27 protein-coding genes and 2 tRNA genes are annotated in these 26,740 nt (G+C 71.7%); 14 read left to right on the top strand and 15 right to left on the bottom strand.

Going from position 1 to position 26,740, the window contains the following annotated elements; genetic code table 11:
• Positions 1–23: 23 nt before the first annotated feature.
• Positions 24–407: a cupin domain-containing protein gene (locus tag H4F90_RS15140; RefSeq protein WP_182666108.1), complete on the bottom strand. Its 384-nt coding sequence runs from the start codon at positions 405–407 to the stop codon at positions 24–26.
• Positions 408–502: 95 nt separating this feature from the next.
• Between H4F90_RS15140 and H4F90_RS15135 the strand changes: the two genes are divergently transcribed.
• Positions 503–1,552, top strand: coding sequence for an XdhC family protein (locus H4F90_RS15135; protein ID WP_182666106.1), 1,050 nt, complete (start codon positions 503–505; stop codon positions 1,550–1,552).
• Entirely contained in the window at positions 1,552–2,508 is a 957-nt protein-coding gene (locus tag H4F90_RS15130) for a hypothetical protein (RefSeq protein ID WP_182666104.1), read from the top strand. Before H4F90_RS15135 ends, H4F90_RS15130 begins: the two co-directional genes overlap by 1 nt.
• Before the next feature lie 8 nt (positions 2,509–2,516).
• Here the strand turns inward: H4F90_RS15130 and H4F90_RS15125 are convergent, their stop codons facing one another.
• Positions 2,517–3,356 (bottom strand): hydroxypyruvate isomerase family protein, encoded by an 840-nt coding sequence (locus H4F90_RS15125; RefSeq protein ID WP_182666102.1) that lies wholly within the window; start codon positions 3,354–3,356, stop codon positions 2,517–2,519.
• Positions 3,357–3,464: 108 nt separating this feature from the next.
• Here H4F90_RS15125 and H4F90_RS15120 point away from each other — a divergent pair, with 108 nt between their 5' ends.
• Both H4F90_RS15120 and sugE read left to right on the top strand, forming a co-directional pair.
• Positions 3,465–3,698, top strand: coding sequence for a hypothetical protein (locus H4F90_RS15120; RefSeq protein WP_182666100.1), 234 nt, complete (start codon positions 3,465–3,467; stop codon positions 3,696–3,698).
• A gap of 88 nt (positions 3,699–3,786) precedes the next feature.
• Entirely contained in the window at positions 3,787–4,107 is a 321-nt protein-coding gene (gene sugE / locus H4F90_RS15115; protein ID WP_182666098.1) for a quaternary ammonium compound efflux SMR transporter SugE, read from the top strand.
• Between the two features lie 123 nt (positions 4,108–4,230).
• Here sugE and H4F90_RS15110 read toward each other — a convergent pair whose 3' ends face one another.
• The 3 genes from H4F90_RS15110 to H4F90_RS15100 form a co-directional block, all read right to left on the bottom strand.
• Entirely contained in the window at positions 4,231–4,770 is a 540-nt protein-coding gene (locus H4F90_RS15110) for a DUF3455 domain-containing protein (RefSeq protein WP_182666096.1), read from the bottom strand.
• A 202-nt stretch (positions 4,771–4,972) separates the two neighbouring features.
• Complete coding sequence (locus H4F90_RS15105; RefSeq protein ID WP_182666094.1) at positions 4,973–5,755, bottom strand: anti-sigma factor; 783 nt, start codon at positions 5,753–5,755, stop codon at positions 4,973–4,975.
• A 7-nt stretch (positions 5,756–5,762) separates the two neighbouring features.
• Positions 5,763–6,398 carry a sigma-70 family RNA polymerase sigma factor gene (locus H4F90_RS15100; RefSeq protein ID WP_182666092.1) on the bottom strand — a complete coding sequence of 212 codons (636 nt, stop codon included), beginning with the start codon at positions 6,396–6,398 and terminating at the stop codon, positions 5,763–5,765.
• Between the two features lie 60 nt (positions 6,399–6,458).
• Between H4F90_RS15100 and H4F90_RS15095 the strand changes: the two genes are divergently transcribed.
• From H4F90_RS15095 to H4F90_RS15085, 3 genes are read left to right on the top strand one after another with little or no spacing between them, the layout of a single operon-like run.
• Positions 6,459–6,914, top strand: coding sequence for a YybH family protein (locus H4F90_RS15095; protein WP_182666090.1), 456 nt, complete (start codon positions 6,459–6,461; stop codon positions 6,912–6,914).
• Positions 6,915–6,964: 50 nt separating this feature from the next.
• Positions 6,965–7,921 carry a YheT family hydrolase gene (locus H4F90_RS15090; protein WP_182666088.1) on the top strand — a complete coding sequence of 319 codons (957 nt, stop codon included), beginning with the start codon at positions 6,965–6,967 and terminating at the stop codon, positions 7,919–7,921.
• Between the two features lie 16 nt (positions 7,922–7,937).
• Positions 7,938–8,483, top strand: coding sequence for a DUF2946 family protein (locus H4F90_RS15085; protein WP_182666086.1), 546 nt, complete (start codon positions 7,938–7,940; stop codon positions 8,481–8,483).
• A 95-nt stretch (positions 8,484–8,578) separates the two neighbouring features.
• Here the strand turns inward: H4F90_RS15085 and H4F90_RS15080 are convergent, their stop codons facing one another.
• Complete coding sequence (locus tag H4F90_RS15080) at positions 8,579–9,109, bottom strand: c-type cytochrome (RefSeq protein ID WP_182666083.1); 531 nt, start codon at positions 9,107–9,109, stop codon at positions 8,579–8,581.
• Positions 9,110–9,277: 168 nt separating this feature from the next.
• Between H4F90_RS15080 and H4F90_RS15075 the strand changes: the two genes are divergently transcribed.
• Positions 9,278–9,352: transfer RNA gene (locus tag H4F90_RS15075), tRNA-Arg, on the top strand.
• A 171-nt stretch (positions 9,353–9,523) separates the two neighbouring features.
• On the opposite strand, the gene H4F90_RS15070 is transcribed toward H4F90_RS15075, so the two are convergent.
• Positions 9,524–9,597: transfer RNA gene (locus H4F90_RS15070), tRNA-Gly, on the bottom strand.
• A gap of 120 nt (positions 9,598–9,717) precedes the next feature.
• Here H4F90_RS15070 and gmhA point away from each other — a divergent pair.
• Entirely contained in the window at positions 9,718–10,299 is a 582-nt protein-coding gene (gmhA, locus tag H4F90_RS15065) for a D-sedoheptulose 7-phosphate isomerase (protein ID WP_182666081.1), read from the top strand.
• On the opposite strand, the gene rfaD is transcribed toward gmhA, so the two are convergent.
• Positions 10,286–11,293 (bottom strand): ADP-glyceromanno-heptose 6-epimerase, encoded by a 1,008-nt coding sequence (gene rfaD / locus H4F90_RS15060; protein WP_182666079.1) that lies wholly within the window; start codon positions 11,291–11,293, stop codon positions 10,286–10,288. The genes gmhA and rfaD overlap by 14 nt on opposite strands.
• A 5-nt stretch (positions 11,294–11,298) precedes the next feature.
• Positions 11,299–12,246 (bottom strand): D-glycero-beta-D-manno-heptose-7-phosphate kinase, encoded by a 948-nt coding sequence (rfaE1, locus tag H4F90_RS15055; RefSeq protein WP_182666077.1) that lies wholly within the window; start codon positions 12,244–12,246, stop codon positions 11,299–11,301.
• A gap of 244 nt (positions 12,247–12,490) precedes the next feature.
• Here rfaE1 and H4F90_RS15050 point away from each other — a divergent pair, with 244 nt between their 5' ends.
• Genes H4F90_RS15050 through H4F90_RS15035 form a run of 4 tightly spaced genes read left to right on the top strand, consistent with a single transcriptional unit; the run spans position 12,491 to position 17,426 of the window.
• The gene (locus H4F90_RS15050; RefSeq protein ID WP_182666075.1) at positions 12,491–13,438 is read left to right on the top strand and encodes an FkbM family methyltransferase; all 948 of its coding nucleotides are present in this window, start codon (positions 12,491–12,493) and stop codon (positions 13,436–13,438) included.
• Positions 13,439–13,474: 36 nt separating this feature from the next.
• Positions 13,475–15,565: a glycoside hydrolase family protein gene (locus H4F90_RS15045; protein ID WP_182666074.1), complete on the top strand. Its 2,091-nt coding sequence runs from the start codon at positions 13,475–13,477 to the stop codon at positions 15,563–15,565.
• A complete protein-coding gene (locus tag H4F90_RS15040; RefSeq protein ID WP_182666072.1) occupies positions 15,547–16,512 on the top strand; it encodes an NAD-dependent epimerase/dehydratase family protein in 966 nt (321 codons plus the stop codon). The genes H4F90_RS15045 and H4F90_RS15040 overlap by 19 nt, the downstream gene beginning before the upstream one ends.
• A 44-nt stretch (positions 16,513–16,556) precedes the next feature.
• Positions 16,557–17,426: a polysaccharide biosynthesis/export family protein gene (locus H4F90_RS15035; RefSeq protein WP_182666070.1), complete on the top strand. Its 870-nt coding sequence runs from the start codon at positions 16,557–16,559 to the stop codon at positions 17,424–17,426.
• Between the two features lie 57 nt (positions 17,427–17,483).
• Here H4F90_RS15035 and H4F90_RS15030 read toward each other — a convergent pair whose 3' ends face one another.
• The 4 genes from H4F90_RS15030 to H4F90_RS15015 form a co-directional block, all read right to left on the bottom strand.
• Positions 17,484–18,986, bottom strand: a complete 1,503-nt coding sequence (locus H4F90_RS15030) for a hypothetical protein (RefSeq protein ID WP_182666068.1) — start codon at positions 18,984–18,986, stop codon at positions 17,484–17,486.
• 22 nt (positions 18,987–19,008) lie between these two features.
• The gene (locus H4F90_RS15025; protein ID WP_182666066.1) at positions 19,009–20,034 is read right to left on the bottom strand and encodes a class I SAM-dependent methyltransferase; all 1,026 of its coding nucleotides are present in this window, start codon (positions 20,032–20,034) and stop codon (positions 19,009–19,011) included.
• A complete protein-coding gene (locus H4F90_RS15020; protein WP_182666063.1) occupies positions 20,031–21,176 on the bottom strand; it encodes a glycosyltransferase family 9 protein in 1,146 nt (381 codons plus the stop codon). Before H4F90_RS15020 ends, H4F90_RS15025 begins: the two co-directional genes overlap by 4 nt.
• 127 nt (positions 21,177–21,303) lie before the next feature.
• Positions 21,304–22,398, bottom strand: coding sequence for a sugar transferase (locus H4F90_RS15015; protein WP_182666061.1), 1,095 nt, complete (start codon positions 22,396–22,398; stop codon positions 21,304–21,306).
• A gap of 472 nt (positions 22,399–22,870) precedes the next feature.
• Between H4F90_RS15015 and H4F90_RS15010 the strand changes: the two genes are divergently transcribed.
• Positions 22,871–24,583: a tannase/feruloyl esterase family alpha/beta hydrolase gene (locus H4F90_RS15010; protein WP_182666059.1), complete on the top strand. Its 1,713-nt coding sequence runs from the start codon at positions 22,871–22,873 to the stop codon at positions 24,581–24,583.
• 57 nt (positions 24,584–24,640) lie between these two features.
• Here H4F90_RS15010 and fcl read toward each other — a convergent pair whose 3' ends face one another.
• Both fcl and gmd read right to left on the bottom strand, forming a co-directional pair.
• Positions 24,641–25,606, bottom strand: coding sequence for a GDP-L-fucose synthase (fcl, locus tag H4F90_RS15005; RefSeq protein ID WP_182666056.1), 966 nt, complete (start codon positions 25,604–25,606; stop codon positions 24,641–24,643).
• The gene (gmd, locus tag H4F90_RS15000; protein ID WP_182666054.1) at positions 25,603–26,736 is read right to left on the bottom strand and encodes a GDP-mannose 4,6-dehydratase; all 1,134 of its coding nucleotides are present in this window, start codon (positions 26,734–26,736) and stop codon (positions 25,603–25,605) included. The genes fcl and gmd overlap by 4 nt, the downstream gene beginning before the upstream one ends.
• Positions 26,737–26,740: the final 4 nt, after the last annotated feature.

The following is a 26,740-nucleotide window of genomic DNA, read 5'->3' as shown; positions in this document are numbered from 1 at the left end:
GACAACCGATGGCCGCGGGCCGTTCAGGCCGCCGGCGTCGACGCGGCCGAGAGGATGGCGTAGCTCTTGGTCAGCGTCTCCAGCACCTCGAAGCTGCCGCGGAAGCCGGGCGGCAGGATCAGGGCCTCGCCCGGGCCGACCTCCTCGAAGCCACCGGCCTCGTCGTGCACGCGGCAGCGGCCGGCCAGCACGGTGAAGAGCTCGCTGCAGTCGGCGTCCAGGGCGATGCGCCAGTGGCCGGGCTCGCAGCGCCACAGGCCGGCATCCATCTGCGCGCCGGCCACGGCCGGGCTGGCCAGGTTCCAGGTCTCGCGGCGCGGACGGCCTTGCAGCAGGCGCTCCGGGCGCGGATGGTCGATGTCCGGGGCGGTGGCGGGCGGCGTGGCGCCGAACTTGATGAGGGGCATGGCGGCGGGCCTGGGACGGCAGACAAGGGCGCCGCAGTGTGCCGCGCATACCCGCAGCGCGGCACGGACGGGCGGGCGCGCGGCATGATCCCGCCATGGACAACATGGACCTTGAGGTGCTGCGCGAGGCGCAGGCCTGGATGGCGCAGGGCCACCGGGTGGTGCTCGGCACCGTGGTGCGGACCTGGGGCTCGGCGCCGCGGCCGGTCGGGGCGCTGCTGGCGCTGCGCGACGACGGCCGCCTGGCGGGCTCGGTCTCCGGCGGCTGCATCGAGGACGACCTGGTACTGCGCATGCGCGAAGGCCGCCTGGCGGCCCGGGGACCCGAGCGCCTGCGCTACGGCGTGAGCGGCGAGGAGGCGGCGCGTTTCGGCCTGCCCTGCGGCGGCACGGTGGCGCTGGTGATGGAGCCGCTGGGGCTGCAGTCGGCGCTCGACGAGCTGCTCGCGCGCCTGGCCGCCGGCGAGCGCATGCAGCGCCGCCTGAGCCTGGCCGACGGCCGGGTGCAGCTCCAGGCCCTGGCCGGCGAGGCGCCCGACGGCACCTGGCTGGACGAGACCGCCGAGGACGGGCGCGGCAGCCTGGTCAGCACCCACGGCCCGTCCTGGCGGCTGCTGATCATCGGTGCCGGTCAGCTCGGCCGCTACCTGGCGGAGATGGCCGTCGCGCTCGGCTACGCGGTCAGCGTCTGCGATCCGCGCGAGGAGCATGCCGGCGGCTGGCCGGTGGTGAATGCGCCCCTCGTGCCGGGCATGCCGGACGACGTGGTGCTCGCGATGAAGCCCGATGCGCACACCGCCATCGTCGCGCTGACGCACGACCCCAAGCTCGACGACCTCGCGCTGATGGAGGCCCTGGCCTCGCCGGCCTTCTACGTCGGCGCGCTCGGCTCGGCCCTGAACCAGCGCAAGCGGCAGGCGCGGCTGGCCGAGCACTTCGGCCTGAGCGCGGCGCAGCTCGCGCGCCTGCACGGGCCGATCGGCCTGCGCCTGGGCGCGCGCACGCCGCCCGAGATCGCCGTGGCCATCCTGGCCGAGATGACGGCTGTGCGCTACGGCGCCGAACTGCCGGCCGGCCTGCAGGGCCGCGACGCGCTGCGGCTGGGCCAGGGCCTGCCAGCGGCCTGCCAGGGCCTGGACGCCTGATGGCGGCACGCCCGGCCCGCAGGCCCCCGCCGGCATCGGGCAGCGCCGGCCTGGCGGCGGCCCTGCTGGGCCTGCTGCTGGGTGCCGGCGCCGCACAGGCCCAGCCCGCCGCCACGCCCGATCCGGTGCTGCCGGCCGTGCGCGAAGCGGTGGCCGCACTCTTCCAGGTGCAGGGTGCCTGGCTGGACGGGCGACCCATCAACGAGCTGCTCAGCACCGGCTTCCTGTGGCCGCAGGCCGATTGCCCCGGCCGCTACGGCCTGACGGTGCGGCACGGCGTGAATGCCGCCACGCCGGGCGCGGGCGGCGACCCGGTCTTCAGCTTCGACAGCCCGCTCGGCGCCCGCGTGCGCTGGCAGATGGCCCGGCGCGAGGGCCAGCTCCCGGCGCGGGGCGAGGCCGAGGTGATCGCCGTCGGTCAGATCATGGGCAGCCACCAGGACTGGGCCCTGCTGCGCCTGGACACCGCCCAGCCCGGCCGCGCGCTGCCCCCCGAACGCCTGGCCGGCCAGGCGCCGCGCAAGGGCCAGCCGCTGCGCCTGCTGGGCCTGCCGGCCGACGTCGCCAAGCCCGGGCCCGAACCGCGCGCGGTGCTGGAAGCACCCTGCGCCACCGGCGAGCACGACGCACCCTTCGGCGGCTGGCGCTCCAGCTGCCGCGGCGCGGCCGGCCAGTCGGGCGGGCCGCTGCTCTACGGGCCGCTGCGGCAGGCGCAGGCAGCCGACGGCCCGGCCGCCGATCCGGACGACCCGGCGCAGTGGCGGATCGGCGGCATGGTGGTCTCGCGCCGCGAGGCGCCGGGCGGCCCGCGCGCGGTCTTCCTCAGCCTGCACAGCCTGCAGGACACGCTGGAAGCGGCCATCGCGGCCGACCGGGCCCAGCGGGATTGCCATCTCGACACGCAGCCTGCCCCGCCCGGCGCGACCGAGGCGCTGCAGGCCCCGGACCGGCCCTGAGCCCGGGCTCAGCCCGCCGCGTGGCGCCAGCCCAGCCCGGCCCGCGTGCCGGCGCGCGGCCGGTATTCGGCGCCCACCCAGCCCGTCCAGCCCAGGGCGTCGATCAGACGGAAGAGGTGCGGATGGTGCAGCTCGCCGGCATCGGGCTCGCCGCGGTCGGGCACCGCGGCGATCTGCAGGTGGCCGACGCGGCCGCTTCCCAGCCAGCGTTCCAGCTTGCGGCTGATGTCCCCCTCGACGACCTGGGCGTGGTAGAGGTCCATCTGCACCTGCACCAGGCGGCGGCCGTCGGCCTCGGGCTGGAGGCCGCCGGCTTCAAGCAGGTCGAGGATCTCGTGGCCATGGTCCTGGCGGTTCAGGAAGTAGCCGGGCATGTCGCGCAGATTGATCGGCTCGATCAGCAGCGTCAGGCCGCTGCCGCGCAGGCGCTCGGCCGCCCAGCGCAGATTGGCGAGGTAGGTGGGTTGCAGCTCGCTGCGCTGCGCACCGGGCGGCAGGCAACCGGCCAGCACGTGCAGGCGCGGCACGCCCAGGGCCAGGGCGTACTGGCAGGCCAGGTCGAAGCCGGCGCGGAACTCGTCCTCGCGGCCCGGCAGCGCCGCCACGCCGCGCTCGCCGGCGGTCCAGGCCGCCGCCGCCTCGGCCGGCGTGCGACCGGCCACCGGCGCATTCATCAAGACCAGCGGCCGGCCGGCGGCCGCCAGGGCGTCCTGCCAGGCGGCCACCGGCTCGGTATAGGGAAACTGGATCTCCAGGCCTTCGAAGCCGTCCTCGGCCGCCGCCTGCGGGCGCTGCAGCAGCGGCCACTCGGTGTAGAGCATCGACAGGTTGGCGGCAAAGCGGGGCATGGCAGCGCGGGCGAAAGGAGCAGGCAGGCCGGGATCATGCCCAAAGCCGCGGCCGGCCCCGCCCGCGGGCTCCGACAATCGGCCTCATTCCAGCCACCGAGCCCGTCCGTGAAGACCTATGACATCGAGGTGCAGCGCCTCGTCTCCGCCCGCCATGACAAGGGCGCGATCGACATCGGCCTGCAGGCCCTGGTGCTGCCGCGCAAGGCCGGCGAGGACAGCGCCGACAGCACGCTGCGCCTGCCCGTGGAGCATGCCCGTACCCTGATGCTGCTGCTCAAGGAACGCCTGGCCGAGCTCGACAAGCTCCAGCCGCGCAGCCGCCGCTCCGGCCGCTGCTGAGGCCCGACGCGCCCCGCCGCCCGGGCTGGCGCGAAGCCTGCATCGGCGCCCTCACCGGGCGCCGTCTGCCCTGCTCACCGGACACCCCATGGCCTGGTTCCTCCTCCTGATCGCCGGTCTGCTCGAAATGGGCTGGGCCATCGGCCTGAAGTACACCGAGGGCTTCAGCCGCTGGCTGCCCAGCGTGCTGACGCTGGGGGCGATGGTCGGCAGCGTCCTGCTGCTGGGCCTGGCGATGAAGTCGCTGCCCGTCGGCACCGCCTATGCGATCTGGGTCGGCATCGGCGCGGTCGGCACGGCCCTGCTCGGCATGCTGCTGTTCGGCGAACCGGCGACGGCCGGGCGCCTGATCAGCCTGGGCCTGATCGTGGCCGGCATCGTCGGCCTCAAGCTGAGCTCGCCCGCCTGAGGCCCGTAGGCCGAAGCCGGAAGGGAACACGCCGCCCGGAGGCGGCGTGCATCATGGGATCGGCTGCCCCACAGCGTGTGCAGGGAAGCAGCGCCCGGGGCCGGCAGACGGCCCGGTGCGGGCTCAGCGCGTGTAGTAGACGTAGTCGGCCTTGTAGCCGACCACTTCCTTGGCGCCCTTGCTGGCGGCGTCGCAGGTCTTGGCCGGGGCGATGCCCCCCACGGTGTTCAGGCGCTGGATGTGGCTGACGGGCTTGAGCAGGCCGTCGCCGCCGACCGAAGTGGCTTCCACCAGCTGCAGCGGGATGTTGGCCGCACCGTTGGACGCGACGGCAAGCTGCTTGCCGGTGACCTTGGACCCATCGTCCGACAGCCAGGTGGCCGGCGGGCCGTAGTACTTGCCGACGGACTTGCCACCCACCTTCAGCGCGGCATCGGGGCCGACGAAGACCCAGGCGTAGCTGCCCTTGGCGTCGGCCTTCTCGCGGCATTCGTAGGTGATCTTGCCGTCGTCGACGATGTGGACCGCGAGCTGCTTGCTACCCGCCGGGGCGCGGACGGCCTCGGGCAGGGCGGCGTTGTCCACGGGGGCGGGGCCGGTCAGGGCGGCACAGGCGGACAGCAGGGCGGCAGCGGCCACCGGGAGGACGAGGAACTTGCTCATGGCTTGCGGAGACTCCGGGAGGTCAGGCAGGGTGTCGGATGAGGCGTCGGGCACAGGCTCATGCCCTGACACGGGGACTACGACACCCCCCCCATCCCGGATGCAGGCCGGATGCAAGCACTTGCAAGCCGGCCAGGCCGGCGTGGCATGGATCACGCCGGCGTGTGCCGGATGCCCCCCGCGAGACGAGGCCGGGCGGGCCTCAGCGCGGCGGCAGCGCGCCGACGGCCAGCACCGGGCCGGTGGGGGCGCCGGTCGGCGAGCCGCCGGCCGGCTCCAGGCTGATCGCCAGGGCGCTCGTGCCCTCGACCTGCAGCGCCTGCAGGACCGTGGTGCCCTCGTCCGCCGACACCAGACCCAGCGAGCGCGGCGCGCCGGCGGCAGGCACGGCCCACAGCTCCAGCGCACGGTTGGAGGCCAGGCGCGCCTCGCTCAGCGGGCGCAGCACCAGCGCACGCCCGTCGGCGCTCAGGGCCGCGGCGAAGCGCAGCACGGGCAGGCGTCGGCCGGCCGGCGCGGCCTGGGGATCCAGCACCAGCAGCAGGGGCGGCGTGGCCGGCGGCGGCGGGGCGGGTGGTTCGGCCAGCCGCGGAGGCGGAGGCGGGGGCAGCGCGGCCAGCGGGGCCGGTGGCTCGGGCCCCAGGGGGCCGCGCGCCAGGAGAAGCCACACGACGGCCGCGAAGCCGGCCGCGCTCAGGCCCTGCCACAGGCCCAGGCGTCGCCACCCGCGCGGCGGCGCGGCGGCGGGTCGGGCGGCCGGGAAGGCCCGCTGCTCGATGGCCGCCCACAGATGCTGCGGCGGCTCGACCGGCGGGATGCTGACGCCGAGCGGCAGCAGGCGCGCCTCCCAGCTGCGCACCGCGGTGCGCAGGGCGGGATGGGCCGTCATCAGGGTCTGGAAGCGACGCCGGGCCGGGCCGCGCAGCGTGCCAAGCACGTACTCGGCCGCCAGGCGGTCGGCAAGGAGGGGGCGTCCGTAGTCCATGGCCGGTTCAGTGCTCGCGCTCGGCGGCGCGGTCGAGGCAGCTGCGCAGGGCCAGCAGGCCCCGGCGCAACCAGCTCTTGACGGTGCCCAGGGGCTGGCCGAGGTGGTCGGCCACCTCGCTGTGCGAGAGGCCCTGGTAGAAGGCCAGGGCCAGGCCCTGTTGCTGCTCCGGGCGCAGGCCGGCCATGCAGTCGTTCAGGGCGCGGGCCGAGGCCGCGCGTTCGAGCAGCTCCATCGGGCCGGGCTCGGGGCTGGGCAGCTCGGGGCTCGGGGCACGGTCCTCGTCGCCGCCGGCGTCGCCATGCGCGGTGCCGTCGAGCGGCACGGTGTCCGGCTGGGCCTGCTGGCGGCGCAGGCTGTCGATGGCCCGGTGGCGCGCGATGCTGCCCAGCCAGGTCAGGGGCTGGCTGCGCTGGGCATCGAAGGTCTGGGCGGCGCGCCAGACGTTGACGTACACGTCCTGCAAAACATCCTCGGCGAGGCTTCGGTTGCCCTGGATACGCAGCACGACGGCAAAAAGATGCGGCGCGGTCTGGCGGTAGAGCGCCTGGAAAGCCGCTCGGTCACCCAGCCCGACCCGGGCGAGCAGCGCGGCCAGGGCATGGCTGCGTTCGCTCCAGTCGCTGGGGGGCAGGGCTTGCATGGGCGGCGATTCTAGGGAGCGGGCCCGCCCGGGACGGGCTTCCTACAATCGCGCTCTGCCATGCCTGTCCCGCCCCCGGTCCTACCCCTGCTGCCCGACGATGTCGAGGCCAGCTTCTATGACGCCATGCAGACCGGCGACCTCGAGAAGCTGATGGCCGTGTGGGCCGAGGACGAGGCGATCTGCTGCATCCACCCGGGCGGCCCGGCGCTGCATGGCGCCGAAGCGATCCGCAGCTCCTTTGCCGAGATCTTCGCGCGGGGCCCCGTCGACCTGCAGCCGGTGGCCGTGCGGCGTCTGCGCGGCGAGGAGACGGCCGTGCACCAGGTGGTGGAAGCGGTGCGCCTGGGCAGCGGCAGCGAGGCACGGTCGGTCCAGGCCCTGGCCAGCAATGTCTACCTGCTGACCCCGCAGGGCTGGCGCATGGTGCTGCATCACGCCAGTCCGGCGCCGGCGGCTGCGGCTGCGCTCGGCATGCCTGCCGGGTCGGACCACCGTCCGGTGGTGCTGCATTGAAGGGCGCCGGCGCGACCCCGCACGCCCCGCGCTGGCTCGCCGGTCGCGGCATGCTGGGGGGCAACCTGCAGACGATCTGGCCGGCACTCGGCTCGCGGGCCTACCTGGGCCCCCCGCCAAGCTACCGCCGCGAACGCTGGACCACGCCCGACGGCGACTTCATCGACCTGGATTTCGGCGAGGCACCGGGCACCGCGCCGGACGCGCCCTGGCTGGTGCTTTTCCACGGCCTGGAGGGGTCCTCGCGCAGCCACTATGCCCTGGCGTTCGCGCACTGGGCGCGGGCGCGCGGCTGGCATTACGTGGTGCCGCACTTTCGCGGCTGCTCGGGCGAGCTGAACCTGGCACCGCGGGCCTACCACTCGGGCGACCATGCCGAGGTCGGCTGGGTGCTGGCGCGGCTGCGCGCGCGCAGTGCGGCGCCGCTGGCGGTGGTCGGCGTCTCGCTCGGCGGCAATGCCGTGCTGCGCTGGGCCCAGGAGGCTGGCGACAGCGCACGGGCCACGGCGGCTGCGGTGGCCGCGCTGTCCTCGCCGATCGACCTGGCCGCCGGCGGCCATGCCATCGGCCGCGGCTTCAACCGGCTGGTCTACACGCGCATGTTCCTGCGCACGATGAAGCCCAAGGCCCTGGCCAAGCTGGCCCAGCATCCCGGCCTGTTCGACCGCGAGCGGCTGCTGGCCGCGCGCGACCTCTACGATTTCGACAATGTGTTCACCGCGCCGCTGCACGGCTTCCGCGACACGGAGGACTACTGGGCGCGTGCATCCTCGCAGCCGCGGCTGGCGCAGATCCGCCTGCCCGCCCTGGTGCTGAATGCGCGCAACGACCCCTTCGTGCCCGGCGACAGCCTGCCGGGCCGGCACGAGGTCGGGCCCTGGGTCACCCTGTGGCAACCGCCGACCGGCGGCCACGTCGGCTTTCCGGCCGGCCGTTTCCCCGGCCATGTGCTGGGCCTGCCCGAGGCCGTGATGGCCTGGATGCTCGAGGCCGGTGCCGGCCGCTGAGCTGGAAGACAAGACCATGGACGCCAGCGTCGAAGCCGCCCTGCGCAAATGGCCCTCGGTGCCCGCCTGTCGCGGCTGGCTGGGCCTGGACGCGCGCGGCGACTGGTACCTGCGCGACGACGCCTGCCAGGCCGCGGGCCGTTTCCCGCAGCCCAAGGGCAGTCGGCTGGAACATGCGGGCCTGATCGCCTTCATCGGCCGCAACTACGCGGTCGATGCAGACGGCGCCTGGTTCTTCCAGAACGGGCCGCAGCGGGTCTATGTCGAGCTCGAAGCCGCGCCCTGGGTCCTCGGGGTGCAGGCCGGCCCCGACGGGGGCTGGATCGTGCAGACCCACACCGGCCTGGACGCCGGCCCGGTGCGCCAGGCCTGGAGCGACGAGCAGGGCCGGCTCTTCCTCGACACGCCCCTGGGCCTGGGCCTGGTCCGATCGGCCGACATGCACGCCGCCGCGGATGCGCTCGAGGCCGGCCGCTGGCCGCTGGCCGAGATCCGCCACGCCGCCCTGCTGCAAGCCCACGGCCTCTGCCTGAGCCCACAGGCCGCAGCGTCCGGCGCTTGAGCCCGCGGGCCGCGGGCCGCACACGGACGAAAAAAAAGCCGGCCCGAAGGCCGGCTGCGGCAGCCGCGGCGCAGGGCCCGCGCCAGGCCGGAGCTTCAGGGCGCCGAAGCGGCGGCGGCGGGGGCCGGCACCGGGAAGCTGCCCCCTGCGTTGTTGGCCATGTGCACGACGGCGCGACCGATCTCGACATCGCTGTAGTCGCCGCCGCCCTGGGCCGCCATCGCGCCCTTGCCCTTGAGGGCCGAGTTCAGCAGGGCGTCGTAGCCGGTCTTGATGCGCGGGGCCCAGGCGGCGCTGTCGCCGAACTTCGGCGAGTTGGCGACGCCGGCCGCGTGGCAGGCCGCGCAGACCGCGGTGTAGACCTGCTCGCCCGTCTTGAGCGCGCTGACGTCGCTGGCGTCCTTCACGACGACCTTGCCGACCGGCTCCAGGCGCTTGGCGACCGCGTCTTCGGCCAGCACGTCGGTGCCCGCGCCCGGCTTGGTCGCCGTCGACACGTAGTTGGCCAGCAGCACGATGACCGCGATGGGCACCACGAAGGCGAGCACCACGGCCACCACCAGTTGCTTCGGCGTGCGGATCGGGCCCTCGTGGGGGGTGGAGTCGTCGTGGGGCGCTGCGCTCATGGGGGCTTGCTGCTCAGGTTGAAGGAGGGAATGGGGGATCTTGGGAGCGGTCTGGCGCCCGCCAAAAAAGCGCGCGAATTATAGGCAGCGGGGCGAGGGGGCCAGGTCGCTGTCGGGTGGGGCTGACGGCAGGGGCCAGCGGGCGGCTACACTGCGCAGCTCACGGAAGCGACCGTGGTGAAGTGGATATCATCCAGCCCTCCGAAGGCTGTGGCGCAGGTTCGATTCCTGCCGGTCGCACCAAGGATTCAGAGTGCTTGCCCCAAGGGGGCTCCGAGGGCTCAGGCGGAACGGGATGTTTCGCGGTCCTCCCAACCCAGACCGACAGATTCTGTGCGCTTGCCGCAGCGGCAAGCCGTGCCGGTCTTGGCCATGTGCCGTCCGCCCAAGGGACGCGCTGACCGGGAGAGGGGTTGGAGCGGGTGAAGGGAATCGAACCCTCGTATGAAGCTTGGGAAGCTGCCGTTCTGCCATTGAACTACACCCGCAGCACGCGCAGTTTAGCCGCCCGGGCGACACGCGGGCGCGCGGCTTGCGTGGCGGCGCAGGTCCCCGTCAAGTCCGAAGGGGAGAATCCCCAGCTTCCGACCGATCCGCCACCGCCTGCCATGACCGACCTGCTGATCCGCAACCTCGACGAGCACCGCGAACTCTTCGCCCGCCTGGACGCGCTGGCGCCCGAGGTGCGGGCCGCCGGCCAGCTGATGGCCGACGCCCTGCGGCGCGGCCGCAAGATCATGTTCTGCGGCAACGGCGGCTCGGCTGCCGACAGCCAGCATCTTGCCGCCGAGCTGACGGGCCGCTTCATCCACGACCGCAAGCCGCTGGCGGCCATGGCGCTGTCGACGGACAGCTCGGCGCTGACCTGCATCGGCAACGACTACAGCTTCGCCGACGTCTTCTCGCGTCAGGTCGAAGGCCTGGGCCAGGCCGGCGACGTGCTGGTCGGGATCTCGACCTCGGGCCGCTCGGCCAACGTCATCAAGGCCGTGGAGGCCGCGCGCGGTCGCGACATGCAGGTGATCGGTCTGCTGGGCCGCGACGGCGGCACGCTCAAGGCCTTGAGCGATGTCGCGATCGTCGTGCCCTCGCCGACGACCGCGCGCATCCAGGAAGCGCACATCCTGATCGGCCACACCCTGTGCGGCCTGATCGAAGAGCTGCTCGGCGTCGGCCTCAGCCCTGCTTGAGCTGGGCGCTGAGCCAGTCGACGTAGCGGCCGACGCCGGTCGTCACGTCGGCGAAGACGTGGTCGCAGCCGATCGCGCGCAGGGCCGACAGATCGCCCTCGGTGTGGCACTGGTAGCGGCCGACCAGGGCCTCGGGGAAGGGGATGTAGGCCACCTTGCCCGCCTCGACCAGGGCCGACAGCGGCTGGTCGCCGGCCCCGCCGGCCTGGCGGGCGAGGCCGTTGACGACCGCTGCGGCCACGTCGTTGAAGGGCTGGGCCCGGCCGCTGCCGAGGTTGAAGATGCCGCTGGCCTCGGGGTGGTCGAGGAACCAGCTGACGACCGCGCAGAGGTCGTCCACATAGATGAAGTCGCGCTGCTGCTGGCCCGGTCCATAGCCGCCGTACTCGCCGAAGAGCTTGACGACGCCGTGCTCGCGGTACTGGTTGAAGTGGTGGAAGGCCACCGAGGCCATGCGGCCCTTGTGCTGCTCGCGCGGGCCGTAGACGTTGAAGTAGCGCAGGCCGACGACCTGGTTGCGCGACTGCGGCAGGTGGCGGCGCACGATCTCGTCGAACAGCCACTTGGAGTAGCCGTAGACGTTCAGCGGGCGTTCGAAGGGCCGCTCCTCGCGGAAGACCGAGCCCCCGCCGTAGACCGCTGCCGACGAGGCATAGATCAGCCGCACGCCCTGGGCCGCGCAGGCTTCGAGCAGCTGCTTCGAGCAGCGGTAGTTGACGTCCATCATGTAACGGCCGTCGTGCTGCATGGTGTCGGAGCAGGCGCCCTGATGCAGCACCGCGTCGACGCGGCCGTAGTGGCCGGCGGCGAAGCGATCGTAGAACTCCCGGTAGTCGACGTAGTCGCTGAGCTGCGCACCGACGAGGTTGACGAACTTGGGGCCGTCGCTCAGGTCGTCGACGGCGATCACGTCGTCGACGCCGGCCGTGTTCAGCCGGTGGACCAGGTTGCTGCCGATGAAGCCGGCTGCGCCGGTCACCACCACTCGCTTCATGTGCTTCACGTCGCAGGCCCCTCCAGAGCCATCAGTTCATCCCAGCTTGCGCTGGCGGTGCCAAATTTGCCGACCACGATGCCGCCGGCGCGGTTGGCCAGGGGCACGGCCTCGCGCAGCGGCAGGCCGGCGCCGACCAGGACGCCGAGGGTCGCGATGACGGTGTCACCGGCCCCGGTCACGTCGAAGACTTCGCGGGCCTGGGCCGGCACGTCGAGCACGCCCGCGTCGTCGAAGACCGACATGCCTTCCTCCGAGCGGGTCAGCACCAGGGCCTGCAGGGCCAGTTGCTCGCGCAGCTGGCGGGCGCGTCGGTGGAGCTCGGCCTCGCTGGACCAGAAGCCGACGACGGCCTGCAGCTCGGCCCGGTTGGGCGTGATCGCTGTTGCACCTGTGTAAGGACTGTAATCGCCGCCCTTGGGGTCCACGAAACACGGTTTGCCGGCCGCGCGGGCGCGCCGGATCATTTCCCCGACATGGCTCAGGCTGCCCTTGCCGTAGTCCGAGAAGATCACGGCGTCGTGCTGCGGCAGCGCGGCTTCGAAATCGTCGAGCAATTCGCGCAGGGCCTGCGGCTCGGGATGGTTCTCGAAGTCCAGGCGGATCAGCTGCTGCGCGCGGCCGATCACCCGCAGCTTGACGATGGTCTGGAAGGAGGGGTGGGCGCGCATGCGCGAGGCCACGCCGACCTTCTCCATCAGGCCCGAGAGCTGGCGGGCCGGCTCGTCGTCACCGACCAGGCCCAGCAGCGTGACCTGGGCGCCGAGGGCCCGGGCATTGAGCGCCACGTTGGCGGCGCCGCCGGCCCGAAGCTCCTCGCGACCGATGCGCACCACGGGCACCGGCGCTTCGGGCGAGATGCGGTCGACCGAGCCGAACCAGTAGCGGTCGAGCATCGAGTCACCCACGATCAGAACCCGTGTGGCACGCAATCTTTCCTGGCTGATCAGCATCGGCGAGGGCATCCTTCTTGAGGGGTTGTTACGAAACCATGCGGTCGACGCATCCTTCGTGCCGGCGTTGCAACGGCCTGACGCTGGGCTGGCGCCGAGTCGCAAGACTCAGCGTGTACAAACCGCACCGCGCACTGCAAGGCGCATCAGTTTGCCGGGCGCAGGGACCCGGCTTGATGTCAGCGCCGCAGGATCGGCCCTTGCTTCGTGCCGCATCCAGAACAAACGACGGAGGGTTTTCTCAATGAGCGTGAATTCAGTATCCCCCAAGCCCATGGTGTGGCCGCCGACGAAAGCCTACGGAAGCCCGTGGGTCGACGCCGGGCTGCGCTGGCTGGGTCGGCAGCGCTGGATCCGCTACGGCCTGCGGGATCGACTGATCCGGCGCTGGTGCGACCCGGCCCGGCTGCCCGATCACGACTTCGAGGCCCCCTTCGCCGGCTACGTCTACACCGGCAAGCTGTCCCGCTGGATCGACTGGCTGGTCTATTACTTCGGCGGCTACGAGCTCGACGAGCTGGAGATGCTCGAACGGGTGATGCGCGACCGGCCGGACGGCGTGGCCCTGGACATCGGCGCCAATGTGGGGCATCACGCGCTCTATATGGCGTCCTTCTGTGCGCAGGTGCATGCCTTCGAGCCCTTCGATCCGGTCGGCGACCGCATCCAGGAAAAGATCGAGCGCAACGGCCTGTCCAAGATCAGCCTGCACCGCGTCGGCCTGAGCGATGCCGACGACGAGCTGCCCTACTTCGCACCGGTGGGCAGCAATGTCGGCAACGGCACCTTCGTCGAGTCCCTCTCGCCCTCGGGGCAGGCCGAGCCGACCTGCACCCTGAGCCTGCGTCAGGCCGACCGCTACCTGGAGGCCCTGAACCTGCCCCGGGTCGACCTCATCAAGATCGACGTCGAAGGCTTCGAGATGCACGTGCTCGCCGGCCTCAAGCAGAGCCTGCGGCGCTACCGTCCGGTGCTGATGCTCGAACTCAGCGACACCGCACGGCAGGCCATCGGCAGCTTCGACGACTTCCTGGCCATGCTGCCGCCGGACTACGCGGTCGAGCAGATCGTCCGGCCGCACGCCTTCGGCTATTTCTTCAGCACCCTGAGCACCCGCCTGGTCCGGCTGGACTGGTCGGCGGTCCCGACCCGGGGCGGCTACGTGAACCTCCTGCTGCGTCCGCGGCACTGAGGATCTCCGCCCTCCCGGCTTCACGAAAGGATTTCCATGCCCCATGCCCGGATCGGTGGCCGCCTGCGCGCGGTCTCGTTCGCCGGTGCCCTGCTGATCGCCACCGCGGCCGCGGCCGCACCGGAGGCGATCGGTGGTTTCGACTTCAAGCGCGAGGCCGGTCGCTGGACCGTGCTGGGCGACGGTGCCAAGCTCGAGCGCGAGGATGGCCGGCTCGACTTCCGCTACCGCATCGGCCCCGGCCAGCCCCAGATGCTGCACCTGCCGGTGCCCGCCGGCCGACTGGCGGACGCGCAGGGCCTGAGCTTCCAGGCGCGCACGAGCATCAACCTGTCGGTGGTCGTGACGCTGGAGGAGCAGGGCGGCGGACGCTGGAGCAGCAGCTTCACGCTGTCCAAGGGCGACTGGACCGCCGTCGTGCTGCGGCCCGAGGACTTCGTGCTGGCCACCGAGGCCGATGCCCCGGCCGACAGCAACGGCCGACTCGACTTCGACCGCGTGCGCTCGCTGACCCTGCTGGACGCCGCCGGCTTCGTGGCCGCCGGCAATGCGGCCGCACTGGACTTCTTCGGCCTCAAGCGTGGCGAGCGCCGCATCGAGCTGCGCGAGCTGGCCTTCCTGGCCAAACCGCCGGGCGGCAAGGCACCGGGCCTGGATGGCCTGGGCGGCCCGCAGGCGCAGTGGATGGTCTTCGGGGCCGACGACGTCGACTTCGGCCGCCGCGGCCCGCTGCGCGACGACGGCCTGCAGCTGAAGTACGAGCGCAAGGTGGGCCGGGCGATGAGCCTCATCCGCCCGCTGCCGGCCGGCGCGCTGCGCGGCGCGCAGGCGCTGACGCTGGAGATCGCCTCGCGCGAGGAGGCCGAGCTGAATGTCGTGCTGGAACAGGCCGATGGCGGCAAGTTCGAGACCCGGCTCAAGCTGTCCGACGGCGAGAAGCTGCGCAGCTACACGCTGCGCCTGGGCGACTTCAAGCGGGCTGGCGACAGCCGGACCGCGGCCGACAAGCCCGAGCCCGCCCGCGCCAGCCAGCTGCTGCTGACCGAGGCCGCCGGCCTGTTCAGCAAGCGCGGCGACAACGCGCTGTGGCTGGCCGGCTTCAAGGTGCAGGGCGGCGGCAGCGCAGCCGCTGGCAAGGACAACCCGCCGGCCGCCGAGGGCGCGGCCACGGTCACGGTCGAAAGCCCGGGCTGGTCGCCATGGACCAAGCGGGTCGAGCCGGTGCACAGCGGCCCCTACTCGGCCGTCGGCGATCCGACGGTCTGGAAGGAGGGGGACGGCCTGCGCATGGTCTACAACTGCTTCGACATCGAGCGCAAGCGCGGTGCGATCTGCCTGGCCAGCTCCAGCGACGGCCTGCGCTGGACCGACGTGCCGACCGGCGACGACAAGCTGCCGGGCCGGCTGATCAAGACCCGCCCGGGGCAGTGGGACGACGCGCAGGAAACGCCCTTCATGTTCAAGTGGCGTGGCGAGTACCTGCTGTACTTCATAGGATACAAGGACAAGGGGGGCTTCTTCGCGTCCTTCCCGGCCCATGTCGGCCTGGCCGTGTCGAAGGACGGCGTGCGCTTCGAGCGCCCCGACACCGAGCCGGTGCTCAAGACCACGCCGGGCGGCTTCGACGGCGACTCGATCAGCAGCCCGAGCATCGTCGAGCACGAGGGCAAGCTGGTCATGCTCTACAGCGCCTACTGCTTCAGCAAGTGCCCGCCGGGCGGCGCCGGCGTGACGCTGCTGGCCGCCACCTCGACCGATGGCCGCAACTGGACCAAGCACCCGACGCCCATCCTGACCAAGAAGGACTTCCCGCACGCGAAGGAAGGCATCGCCGAGGCCGAGGTGCGCAAGGGCCCGGACGGTCAGTACTACCTCTTCTACAGCCTGCTCTACGGCGACAAGGGGCACGAGGTGGGCGAGGCGCGCGCGCCCTCGCCCTTCGGGCCCTGGGAGATCAACCCCGAGCCCATCCTGCGCAAGTCGGCCAAGGGCTTCGATGCGATCGGGCCGATCGCACCGACCGTGGTCTTCGACGGCAACCGCGCCCGGATGTGGTTCCACGGTTTCGGCAAGAAGCGCACGATCGACATCGGCTACGCGGAAGCGCCGTGGCCGCTGAAGCCGTGAGCGGCGAGCGCCTGCGCCACGCGGCGGTCACCGGGGCCGGCGGCTTCGTCGGCCGCACGCTGTGCCGGCAGCTGCTCGCCCAGGGCGTGCAGCTGCGCGCCCTGGTGCGATCGGCCGACAGCCCGGTGCCCCCGGGCTGCGAGAGGCAGGTCGTCGGCGACCTGGCCGATCCGGCCGGCTGCGACTGGGATCGCGCGCTGGATGGCGGCCCCGACACCGTCTTCCACCTCGCCGCGATCGCCCATGCACCGCGGGCCGCGGCCATCGACCAGGTCAACCGCGAGGCCACCGGCGCACTGGCCGCAGCCGCCTTCCGGCGCGGCCTGCGCCTGGTGCACACCAGCACGATCAAGGTCTACGGCGACCAGGCCGAAGGCGTGCTCGACGAGCAAACCGCCATGCGCCCGGACGATGCCTACGGCCGCAGCAAGCTCGAAGGCGAGCAGCGCATCGCCGAGGCCGCCGCGCGCCACGGCGGCGACTGGATCGGGCTGCGTCCGCCCATCGTCTACGGCCCCGGCGATGCCGGCAACTTCGCGCGCCTGGTGCGGCTGGGCAGCTCGGGCTGGCCGCTGCCGCTGGGCGCGGTGGACAACCGCCGCAGCATGATCCATGTCGAGGCGCTGGCCGATGCCCTGGTTTGTGCCGCGCGCCTGCCGCAGACGACGGGCCGCTGCCACGTCGTGGCCGGGGGTCCGGCCTGGTCGACGGCGGAGTGGCTGCGCCAGATCGCGAAGGCCGCCGGGCAGCCCAGCCGGCTCTGGCCCTGCCCGCCCGGACTGCTGCGCGCGGCGGCCACCCTGGCCGGTGCCGGCGGCCTGGCGCGCCGCCTGCTGGGCTCGCTGGCGGTGGACGACAAGGCCTGGCGTCAGGCTTCGGGCTGGCACCCCCCGATCTCGCAGGAGGATGCGGTCGCGCGCACCGTTCAGGCACTGTTATTGCGATAAGTCGTCCCTATACTGCCGCCACCGTTCCGGCTCCGAGCATTCGCATGTCCCTCCACGCCTTGAAGCTTTCGCGCCCGACGCGCCTGCGTCCTGCCCTGACCGGTCTCGCGGTCGCCCTGCTGGCGGCGGGCTGCACGACCACCCCGGTGGAACGCCAGAACGATCTAAGTGCGAAGGCGCAGTCGCACGAGGCCTATGTCGCCTCCTCGCCCAAGGCTGCGGCACCGGCCCGCTACCGGCTGCAGGTGGGCGACATCCTGGACCTGCGCTTCCGCCGCACGGACGAGGTCAATGACATCGCCAATGTGCGGCCGGATGGCCTGATCTCCCTGCGCTGGGTCGGTGAGGTGCAGGCCGCCGGCCTGACGCCTGCCGAGCTGGCCGCGCAGATCGAGAAGAGCTACGCCGAGGTGCTGACCGATCCGAAGGTCGACGTGATCGTCCGGAGCTTCCAGCCCTCGCGGGTCTATGTCGGTGGCGAAGTGGTCCGCCCGGGCGAACTGCAGCTCAGCGGCTCGCTGTCGGCCCTGCAGGCCATCGTGCGTGCCGGCGACTTCGGACCCGATGCGCGGCGCGACAGCATCATCGTGATCCGCCAGAACGGTGCGGCCGAGCCCGAGTACATCCTGCTGGACTTCGGCAACTCGGCCGAGAGCCGTCTGGCCGAGGCCCGCAAGAAGCCCTGCAGCCCGGAGAATCCGCTGGCCTGCGATGGCATGAAGGTGCTGCGTCCCGAGGGCTTCGTGCTGGAACCGCTCGATGTCGTCTTCGTGCCCAAGACCCGCATCGCGGGCGTGGCGCAGTTCTTCGAGCGCTACATCAACCAGATCGTGCCGCTGTGGCGCAACTTCGGTCTGTCGCTGACCTACCTGGTCTCGCGCGACCGCACCAGCATCACCACGACCACGCCCTAATCGAGGCCCTCCGCCCGGCGCCGGGATGGCGCCCGGGCGGACCCCGGCGAGGCAGGCTCAGCGACCGAGCCTGCGCCTCAGCACTGCACGCAGCTCCGGCCAGGCCGGCAGGCCACGCAGCAGCAGCAGGATGAGCAGCGAGGCGCCGATCCAGGCCGGCAGCTGCACCCAGAGCGAAGCACCCAGGGCATTCACCCCGGCGCCCAGCGCGAAGCAGGCGAGACCCACCCCCAGGCTGCGCCCGGGCGACAGCAGGGCCAGCGGCAGGCCCTGGCGCCGGTGGTGGACGACCAGCATGAGCACGCAGGGCAGGCCGACGGAGACCAGCACCGCCAGCAGGGTGGCCGGTCCGGCATGCGACGCGAGCGCCGGCCAGTGCGGAAGGGCCAGGGCGCCCGCGCCCACCAGCAGCAGCAGCAGGCCGAGCATGGCGCTGTGCGCGACGACGACCAGGCGCATCGCGCCCGAACCCATGCTGGCATTGATCACCGGATCGACCGCACCGAAGACCATCCAGACCGGCAGGGTCAGCACGAAGGCAAGGATGAAATCCGGCTCGACGCTGCCGCGGGTGGCCAGCGCGATCAGGCTGCTCGCGCCAAGCGCGATCGAGAAGACCGGCAGCACCAGGAAGAACAGCAGGTGGCAGGAGCGCAGGTACATCGCGTGGAAGGACTGCGCGTCCCCGCCCGCTGCATCGGCATGCGCGGCGGCCAGCTTCGGCACCAGCACCCGGTTGCCGGCCACCAGCAGGTTGCGCAGGCCGCGGCCGATGCGGAAGGCCAGGTCGAAGTAGGACAGCAGGGCCAGGGCATCGGCGCGGGCCAGCAGCACCTTGGCGATGGATTCGATCAGCAGGAAGCTGCCGATGGCCGTCTGCACCGACAGGCCGTAGCCCAGGCCTTCGCGGGCCAGGGCATAGCGCGCATGGCGCGGCAGCCAGCCGCGCTCGGGCAGCAGCTCGCGCAGCGTGCGCTGGTGGGCCAGGCCGCTGACGAGGTACTGCACGATCAGGCCGAGGCTGGCGACATCGACGCCCCAGACGGGCACGGTCAGCAGCAGGGTGGCCAGGCCGGCCAGCGCGCCGACCACGTTGTTGCGCGCGACGCGGTCGTAGCGCTGCAGGCCTTCCAGCGCGGCGGCATGCACATCGGCCACGCGCTGCAGCCAGACCATCACGGCAACACCGGCGACGATCCAGCCCGGCGTCTGCTCGGCCGCTGCACCCAGGTGCACGAGCCGCGGGCCCAGGCCCATCAGGAGCAGCAGGGCCAGGCCCATGCTGAGGGCCACGCTGACGACCGTGGAGTCGATCAGCGCGATCAGTCGCGGCGTGTCGCTCTCCGCCCGCGCGACCGCGGCACGGCGCACCAGCGATTCGCGCAGGCCCAGGTCGGCCAGGCAGGCCACCATGCCCAGCGCCAGCCAGGCCAGCCAGCCGCCGAGCACCTCGGGGCCGAGGCTGCGCATCAGGAAGCCGAAGTAGAAAAGGCCGGCCGCCGTGGTGACGGCCGTCTGCGCCGCCGCGCTGAGCGCGTTGCGCGCGGTGCTGCCGCTCATGACCGGGACGCTGCGCGCCGCATCAGGCCAGGGCGCCCGGACGGCGGCGCGCCAGGATCACCAGGTTGTCGCCCCGGCAGGCGGCAGCCCGCGGATGGCGGCCGTCCTCGCTGTCGCGCCAGTCGGGCGCGGCGGCCAGCTGGCGGCCGGTCTCGGTGCGCAGGGCGGCCAGGGCCTCGGCCGAAGGCGGCGGGGCCTCGCCGCCGCGCAGGCGACGCAGGCCGTTCAGCAGGCCGCTGCGGGCCGCCGTGTCGCGCAGCCAGCGCTTGGCCGGCGACATCGCCGGATAGCGGCCGAGCTCGGCATTGCCGAAGGTCCAGGCCTCAAGCACGTCGAAGCCGTTCTGCGCCAGCAGGCGCGACAGGGTCTCGCGCGAGAACAGCCAGATGTGGAAAGGGTTGAAGCCCAGCCAGTCGGCGCCGTGGGCCTCGACCCCGTCGGAGGCGATGTTGGGCGTGCCGATCAGCAGCAGGCCATCCTCGGCGATCGCGCGGTGCATCGCACGCAGGAAGTCGCGCGGCGAGGGCACATGCTCGATCACGTCGGTGCTGTAGGCCAGCGGTCGGGGCACGAAGCCAGGCTGTTCGACCCAGGACTCCAGCGTGCCGTTGTAGACCGGCACGCCGAAGGCCGACTGCGCGTAGGCCGCGGCATGGCTGGAAAGCTCGACCCCCTGCACGTCCCAGCCGCGATCCTTGAGCAGGCCGAGCATATAGCCCTTGGCACTGCCGACTTCCAGGACCGGACCGCGCGCGGGGGCCACGGCCTCCAGACGCGCCACGGTGGCGTGGTGGAGGCCGGCGACGCGCTGGAAGGCCTCCTCGGCCGGCTCCGCGAAGATGTAGTAATTGTGGTCGTAGAGCTGGCTCAGGGCCTCGGGCACCAGGCGCGGGCTGTTGAAGACCAGGCCGCAGCCACCGCAGCGGCAGAGCTCGAAGGCTCCCGGATAGCCGTACTGCGGGTAGCGCAGGGTGCGCCAGGACGCGGGCTTCGCGTCGCTGCAGACTTCGCAGGGAAGGTTGACGACCTGCTTCTGAGCGGAATTCATGCCGTGAAGGCCGCGCGGCCGCGCGGCAGGGAAGAAGAAGAGGGACTGCGGCGGGCCAGCACCGCACGGGCGGCGTCCAGCACTTCATCGACGCCGATGTCGAGCATGCAATGCATGCGCCGGGCCTCGCAGCGCTCCAGCATGCACCCCTCGCAATCGGGTCGGCGACGGATCACGGCATGGTCGGGACCCATCGGATGCCACTTGCCGGGGAAGTCGCGCGCCGAGAAGGGGACGACGCAGGGCACGTTCTCCGAGGCCGCCAGGTGCATGGTGCCGGTGTCGTTGCCCAGGTAGAGCACGCAGCCGCGCATGCCGGCCGCGGCCTCGCGAAGCGAAAGCTGGCCGGCCGCGATGTAGCCGGCGCCCAGTCGCTCGACCAGGGCCTGGCCGGCCACCTTGTCCTCCGGGCCCCCGAAGACGACGGGCCAGAGGTCGAACTCGCGCATCAGCGTGGCGATCACCTCGGCATAGCGGTCCAGCGGCCAGATCTTGGCCGGCATGTTCGAGCCGGGGCCGATGGCCAGCCAGGGCCGGCCTCCGTCAGTGCCGGACTGCGTGGCCAGCCAGTCCCGCACGCGGGCAAGCTCGTGGGCGTTCACGCCGCAATCGCGGCGCGCCGCATCCAGCGGCGGCAGCGGCAGCCCCCCTGCGCGCAGGCGCTGCATCAGGGCCTCGGCCTCGATCGGCAGGGTCGGCAAGGGCACCGTGCTGCGCGAGGGCAGAGGCCCGAAACCGTCGAAACCCAGCCGGCGCGGGATGCCGGAGAGCTTGAAGAACGCGGCGTCGCGGGCCACCTGGACCGGCTGGCGTTCGGAGGGCGCCAGGTAGACGATCGCGTCGAAGCGGCGCAGCCGCAGCTTCAACAGCAAGCCGATCTGGCGCAGTCGCTGGCGCAGGGAGTCACCACCGTGGCGCGCGCCGGGATACTCGATGACATCTTCGAAGATGCCCGCGTCCTGGATCAGCGCATCAGCAACCACCACATGTTTCAGAGGTGTTCGCTTGGTGAGCAAGGTGAAACGGGCCTGCGGCCAGTGGGCCTTCAAGGCCCAGAGCGCGGGCAGCACCATCAGCGTGTCGCCGAGCGAGCCGATGTGATAGACCAGCACGCGCGCGGGTCGGTCCTCGGTGGCATTCATGCGGGATCGGGGCCGGACAAGCAGCGACCCAGGAGGCGACCCGACCGGCCAGACTCAGCGATCGGGTGCGCGGGAGAGAGGGTGGGTCCGGCGGAAAAGCATCCGCCGCACCCGGCGCAAGGCACGCTCAGGCGGCGTGCGGTTGCTCGTCGCCGTGCACGTCCCGGGCCACGTCGGCCACCGGCACGCTGACCGGCAGCACGGCTCGGGCCGCGGCGGGCGGCGTGCCCTTGCCCCGCACCACCGCCGGCACGCCGCGCAGCAGCTCCAGCAAGGCCACGACGGTATCGGCCCCCGGCTGCAGCGACAGACCGATGGCCACCCGGCCGTCGTCGGACGGACGGCTCCAGCAGACCGTCGCCGCCAGGTGGCCGGCAACCGTCACGGTGCTGGGGATCCGCAGCTCGGTGCCCGGCGCGATCGGTTCGGCCGAGACGATGCGCAGACCGCGGTAGCCGACCTCGCAGAGCTCGACCTGACGACCATCGACCAGGGTCAGGCTCCGCGGCGCGACCGGGAAACGGACCCCGGAGGTACGACGCTCCAGCACATCCTGCGGCGGCAGGGCCACCGGGGCCGCCGCACGCATCATCAGCGCACGAACCTCGGCCACGGAGAAGGACTTGCGGGCATGCAGCGCGACCAGCACCGTGTTCCACAGGATGAACAGGTCGATGCGGTAGGAGTAGCTGAGCGTGGTCAGCAGGCTGTAGTCGATCTCCAGGCCCAGGCGGTCCTCGTCGGAGATGTCCTCACGGCCGATGAGCTGCACCGGGCCGGTCAAGCCGCCGGGCGCGATGAAACGGTCTTCGGCATAGGGAAAGCGCTTGAGCAGCGCCTCGACCACATTCACCGGCAGCGGCCGATTGCCGATCAGCGACATGCTGCCTGCCAGAACCTGCAGCAGCTGCGGGATCTCGGTCAGCGCGTAGCGCTCGATCCGACGACCGACCGGGGTGTAGACCGGGTGATCGGCCGGAATGTTCAGGAAGGCGGTGTCCGAGACGGGGATGGTGTCGCGGTTCAGCACCCGGTCGGCGTTGCGCACCATCGTGCGGAACTTGATGACCGTGCGGACCTGACGGCCATGAACGCGTCGCTTCGACGCGTAAATCGGAGGCCAGCCGGCGGTGAGCACCAGCGCGAACGCGGCCAGCAGACAGACCGGAACCCAGAACGGCGCCATGACCAGCGTCACCAGCAGGTCGAAAAGGCGCTTCATGCGAGGAACACGTACCACCGACGAACTCATGTCTGAATGCTCTCGCGGTTGGGAGCCCTTGTCTCTCATGCTGTCCTCGCAACCCTTCTTTCACGCTTGGCAGAAGCACCAGTGAGAGACGGTAGCAAAGGGTAGGCCTGAGTGTAATCACCGATTCCTGACAGGATCGAAGTGCAAGCGAGACGTCAATTCCGTCGCAATCTTTGCGCTCCGAAGACCTGCAGGCAGCCCTCCTCCGACCCGCCTGCACCCGTCACGACCCCCACAGCCGAGCCGCTGGACGCAACATTTTCCAGCGAACCCCCAAAAGAGCCATAGGGGATGATGCACTGTTGTGAAGTGTCCATGGTGACTTCATCGTGGCGATCTAACAAGTTCTTACGAATCGCACGCCTCGGGGCCCTGCGCTTGCAGCATGTTCGCGGCTGACGCCCCGACCCGGGGCAGGCTTGCCTTCGGTCCCCTTCGCGCCATGCCCTTCCGCCTTCGCCCTCGCGTTCTGTCGCCGCGTCGCCCCCCCCTCCGCCTCGCGGCCACCCTGGGGCTCAGCCTGACCCTGGCAGCCTGCGGTGGGGGCAGCAAGACCACGGTCACGGTGCTGCCCACCGGCACCGCGGCCGATTGCCGTGCCTTGGCCAGCGCCAGCCTGACGGGCCTGCTGATCAGCGAGGCCAGCGTGCAGGAGGCGGCCTCGGGCTATCCCGTGCACTGCCTGACCCGCGGCACCACGCTCGACGGCCGCGTGCGCTTCGAGCTGCGCAACCCCTTGAGCACCGGCTGGAACGGCCGCCTGATCGTGCAGGGCACCGGCGCCTTCGCCGGCCAGCTCGACCCGGCTTTCGGTCTCTATCGCTCATCGGAGAGCCCGGGCCTGCTGGCCCAGGGCTATGCCGTGCTGAGCAACGACACCGGCCACACCGGGGCGCAGAACTTCGAAACCTATTTCCTGCCCCTGCTCGACGCGAGCTGGGCCCTGAACCATCCGCAGGCCGAGCAGGATTTCGCCGACCGCGGCACCGCCGCGGCCACCCAGGCCGGTCAAACCCTGCTGCGCGAGCTGTTCCGGCGCAGCCGGCTGCGCACCTACTACGTCGGCTGCTCGGGTGCCGGCGGCCAGGGCATGCGGATGGCCGAGCGGGCCGAGACCCTGTTCGACGGCTTCGTGATCGGCGACCCGACCCTCGCCATGGCGCGCGACATGCAGCGCGTGCAGTGGAACCTGCGCGCCGTCACCGCCTACCCGCTGAGCCTGCCCAAGCTGCGCGTGCTCAGTGCAGGCGTGATGCAGCACTGCGACCCCAAGGACGGCGCGACCGACGGCATCGTCAGCGACCCCTCGCGCTGCGACTTCGACATCACCACCCTGGCCTGCCCGGCCGGCACCGACCGGGCCGACTGCCTGACGACGAACGAGCAGCTGGCGGCCGCGCTGATCTACAGCGGCCCGCGCAACAGCGCGAACGAAGCGGTCGCGCCCGGCCTGCCGCTGACCGGCAGCGAGGACTGCGGCGGCTTCTGCGACGGCGGCATCGATGGCTTCAAGCGCTTCGCCGAGGGCTGGCCCTGGTGGTTCCTGGGCGGCCCGACCAGCTACCTCGACGACCCGGCCGCCCCCGCGCCGCTGCCGACGGGCCGCAGCTTCGGGGCCGTGGTCTTCGACCAGTACGTGCGCTTCCTCGGCAGCGAGACCGACGACGCCAGCCGTCGCTGGTTCACCCACGATGCCATCGGCGATCCCAGCCTGGTCGCCCGCGGCGCGGCGCTCTACGACATCCAGCGCAGCGACTTCAGCAGCTTCCGCACGAACGGCAAGCGCATCCTGATGTACAGCGGCTGGGCCGACGCGCTGATCAGCCCGCTCGAACTGATCAACTTCCAGCTCAAGGTCGCCGCGGCCAGCGGCGGCTTCGTCGAGACGCGCGACTTCTTCCGGCTCTTCCTCGTGCCCGGTATGCAGCACTGCGAAGGCGGCCGCGCGCTGGACGATTTCGACGCGGTGGACGCACTGGTGCGCTGGGTCGAGAACAACGAGGTGCCGAACACGCTGCGCGCGCGCAGCCGCTGGAACAGCGCCTTCCCGGGCCGCGAGCGGGACCTCTGCCCCTACCCCGAGGTGTCGACCTATGTCGGCAGCGGCAGCGTCGACGACCCGGCCAGCTTCCGCTGCACGCTGCCGGGCAGCTGAGCCGCGGGGCCGCGCATCGCGGGGCCGGCCAGGCCGGCCTCGGGGTCCGTCAAGGCCTCAGAGCCGTGCTTCCGCGTAGTTCGCGAGGAACCAGCGGTAGGCGTCGCGCAGCCCGTCTTCCAGGCCGATGCGGGCTTCCCAGCCCAGGGCCTTCAGGCGCGAGACATCCATCAGCTTGCGCGGCGTGCCGTCGGGCTTGCTCGCGTCGAAACGCAGCGCGCCGCGGAAGCCGGTGACCCGGGCCACCGTCTCGGCCAGCTCGCGGATCGTGCAGTCCACACCGGTGCCGACATTGATGTGCGAGAGCATGGGCTGGGTGTGCGCCTGGTAGTCGGCCGCCGGCAGATTCATCACGTGCACGCTGGCCGCGGCCATGTCGTCGACATGCAGGAACTCGCGCATCGGCGTGCCGCTGCCCCAGACGACCACCTCCGGCGCCTCGGCCCGTGCCGCCTCGTGGAAGCGACGGATCAGCGCAGGGATGACATGCGAGTTGTCGGGGTGGAAGTTGTCGCCCGGCCCGTAGAGGTTGGTCGGCATCACGCTGCGGTAGTCGCGGCCGTGCTGGCGGTTGTAGCTCTCGCAGAGCTTGATGCCGGCGATCTTGGCGATGGCATAGGGCTCGTTGGTGCACTCGAGCGTGCCGGTCAGCAGCGCGTCCTCGCGCATGGGCTGCGGCGCCATGCGCGGGTAGATGCAGGACGAACCGAGGAAGAGCAGGCGCTGCACCCCCGCCGTGTGCGCGGCGTGGATGACGTTGGCCTGGATCATCAGGTTCTCGTAGATGAACTCGGCCGGGTAGGTGTTGTTGGCATGGATGCCCCCCACCTTGGCCGCCGCCAGCACCACGTGGTCGATGCGCTGGGCCGCGAAGAAGGCCTGCACCGCCGCCTGCGAGCCCAGGTCCAGCTCGGCCCGGCTGGCGGTCAGGATGCGCACGCCGCCCAGCGCCTGCAGGCGCCGGACGATGGCCGAGCCCACCATGCCGCGGTGGCCCGCGACGAAGACGGTGGGCTCGCTCACTGGCCGGCCTCCCGCGAGACCGAGACCTCATGCCCGTGCTTGCGCAGCAGCGCCAGGCGCTGCGCAGCCTGCAGGTCAGCGGCGACCATCTCGGCGCACATGTCCTGCACGGTGATCTCCGGCACCCAGCCGAGCTGGGTCTTGGCCTTGCTCGGATCGCCGAGCAGGGTCTCGACCTCGGCCGGGCGGAAGTAGCGCGGATCGATGCGCACGATGCAATCCCCCGGCTTCAGCGCCGGCGCCTTGTCGCCCTCGATGGACTCGACATAGCCCTTCTCGTCGACCCCCTGGCCCTCGAAGCGCAGCGTGATGCCCAGCTCCTGCGCCGACCACTGGATGAACTGCCGCACCGAGTACTGCACGCCGGTGGCGATCACATAGTCCTGCGGCTTTTCCTGCTGCAGCATCATCCACTGCATGCGGACATAGTCTTTGGCGTGGCCCCAGTCGCGCAGCGCATCGAGGTTGCCCATGAACAGGCCCTGCTCCAGACCCTGGGCGATGTTGGCCAGGCCACGGGTGATCTTGCGGGTGACGAAGGTCTCGCCGCGGCGCGGGCTCTCGTGGTTGAAGAGGATGCCGTTGCAGGCGTACATGCCATAGGCCTCGCGGTAGTTGACCGTGATCCAGTAGGCATAGAGCTTGGCGACCGCGTAGGGGCTGCGCGGGTAGAAGGGCGTGGTCTCCTTCTGCGGGATCTCCTGCACCAGGCCGTAGAGCTCGGAGGTGCTGGCCTGGTAGAAGCGCGTGGTCTTCTCCAGGCCGAGGAAGCGGATGGCCTCCAGCAGGCGCAGCGTGCCCAGGGCATCGACGTCGGCGGTGTACTCCGGCGCCTCGAAGCTGACGGCCACATGGCTCTGCGCGCCGAGGTTGTAGACCTCGTCGGGCCGCACCTCGGCCAGGATGCGGGTCAGGTTCGAGCTGTCGGCCAGGTCGCCGTAGTGCAGCTTGAAGCGCTGGTTGTCGACGTGCGGATCCTCGTAGATGTGGTCCACCCGCTGGGTGTTGAACAGCGAGGCCCGGCGCTTGATGCCGTGCACCTCGTAGCCCTTGGCCAGCAGGAACTCGGCGAGGTAGCTGCCGTCCTGGCCGGTGATGCCGGTGATGAGGGCGCGCTTGACTTGACTCATGACG

Origin of the sequence: Aquariibacter albus (genome assembly GCF_014145335.1) — a bacterium.
GTDB classification, from domain to species: Bacteria; Pseudomonadota; Gammaproteobacteria; order Burkholderiales; family Burkholderiaceae_C; genus Aquariibacter; species Aquariibacter albus.
The sequence above is the reverse complement of the archived record's forward strand: the minus strand, read 5'-3'. Positions and strand labels throughout refer to the sequence as shown.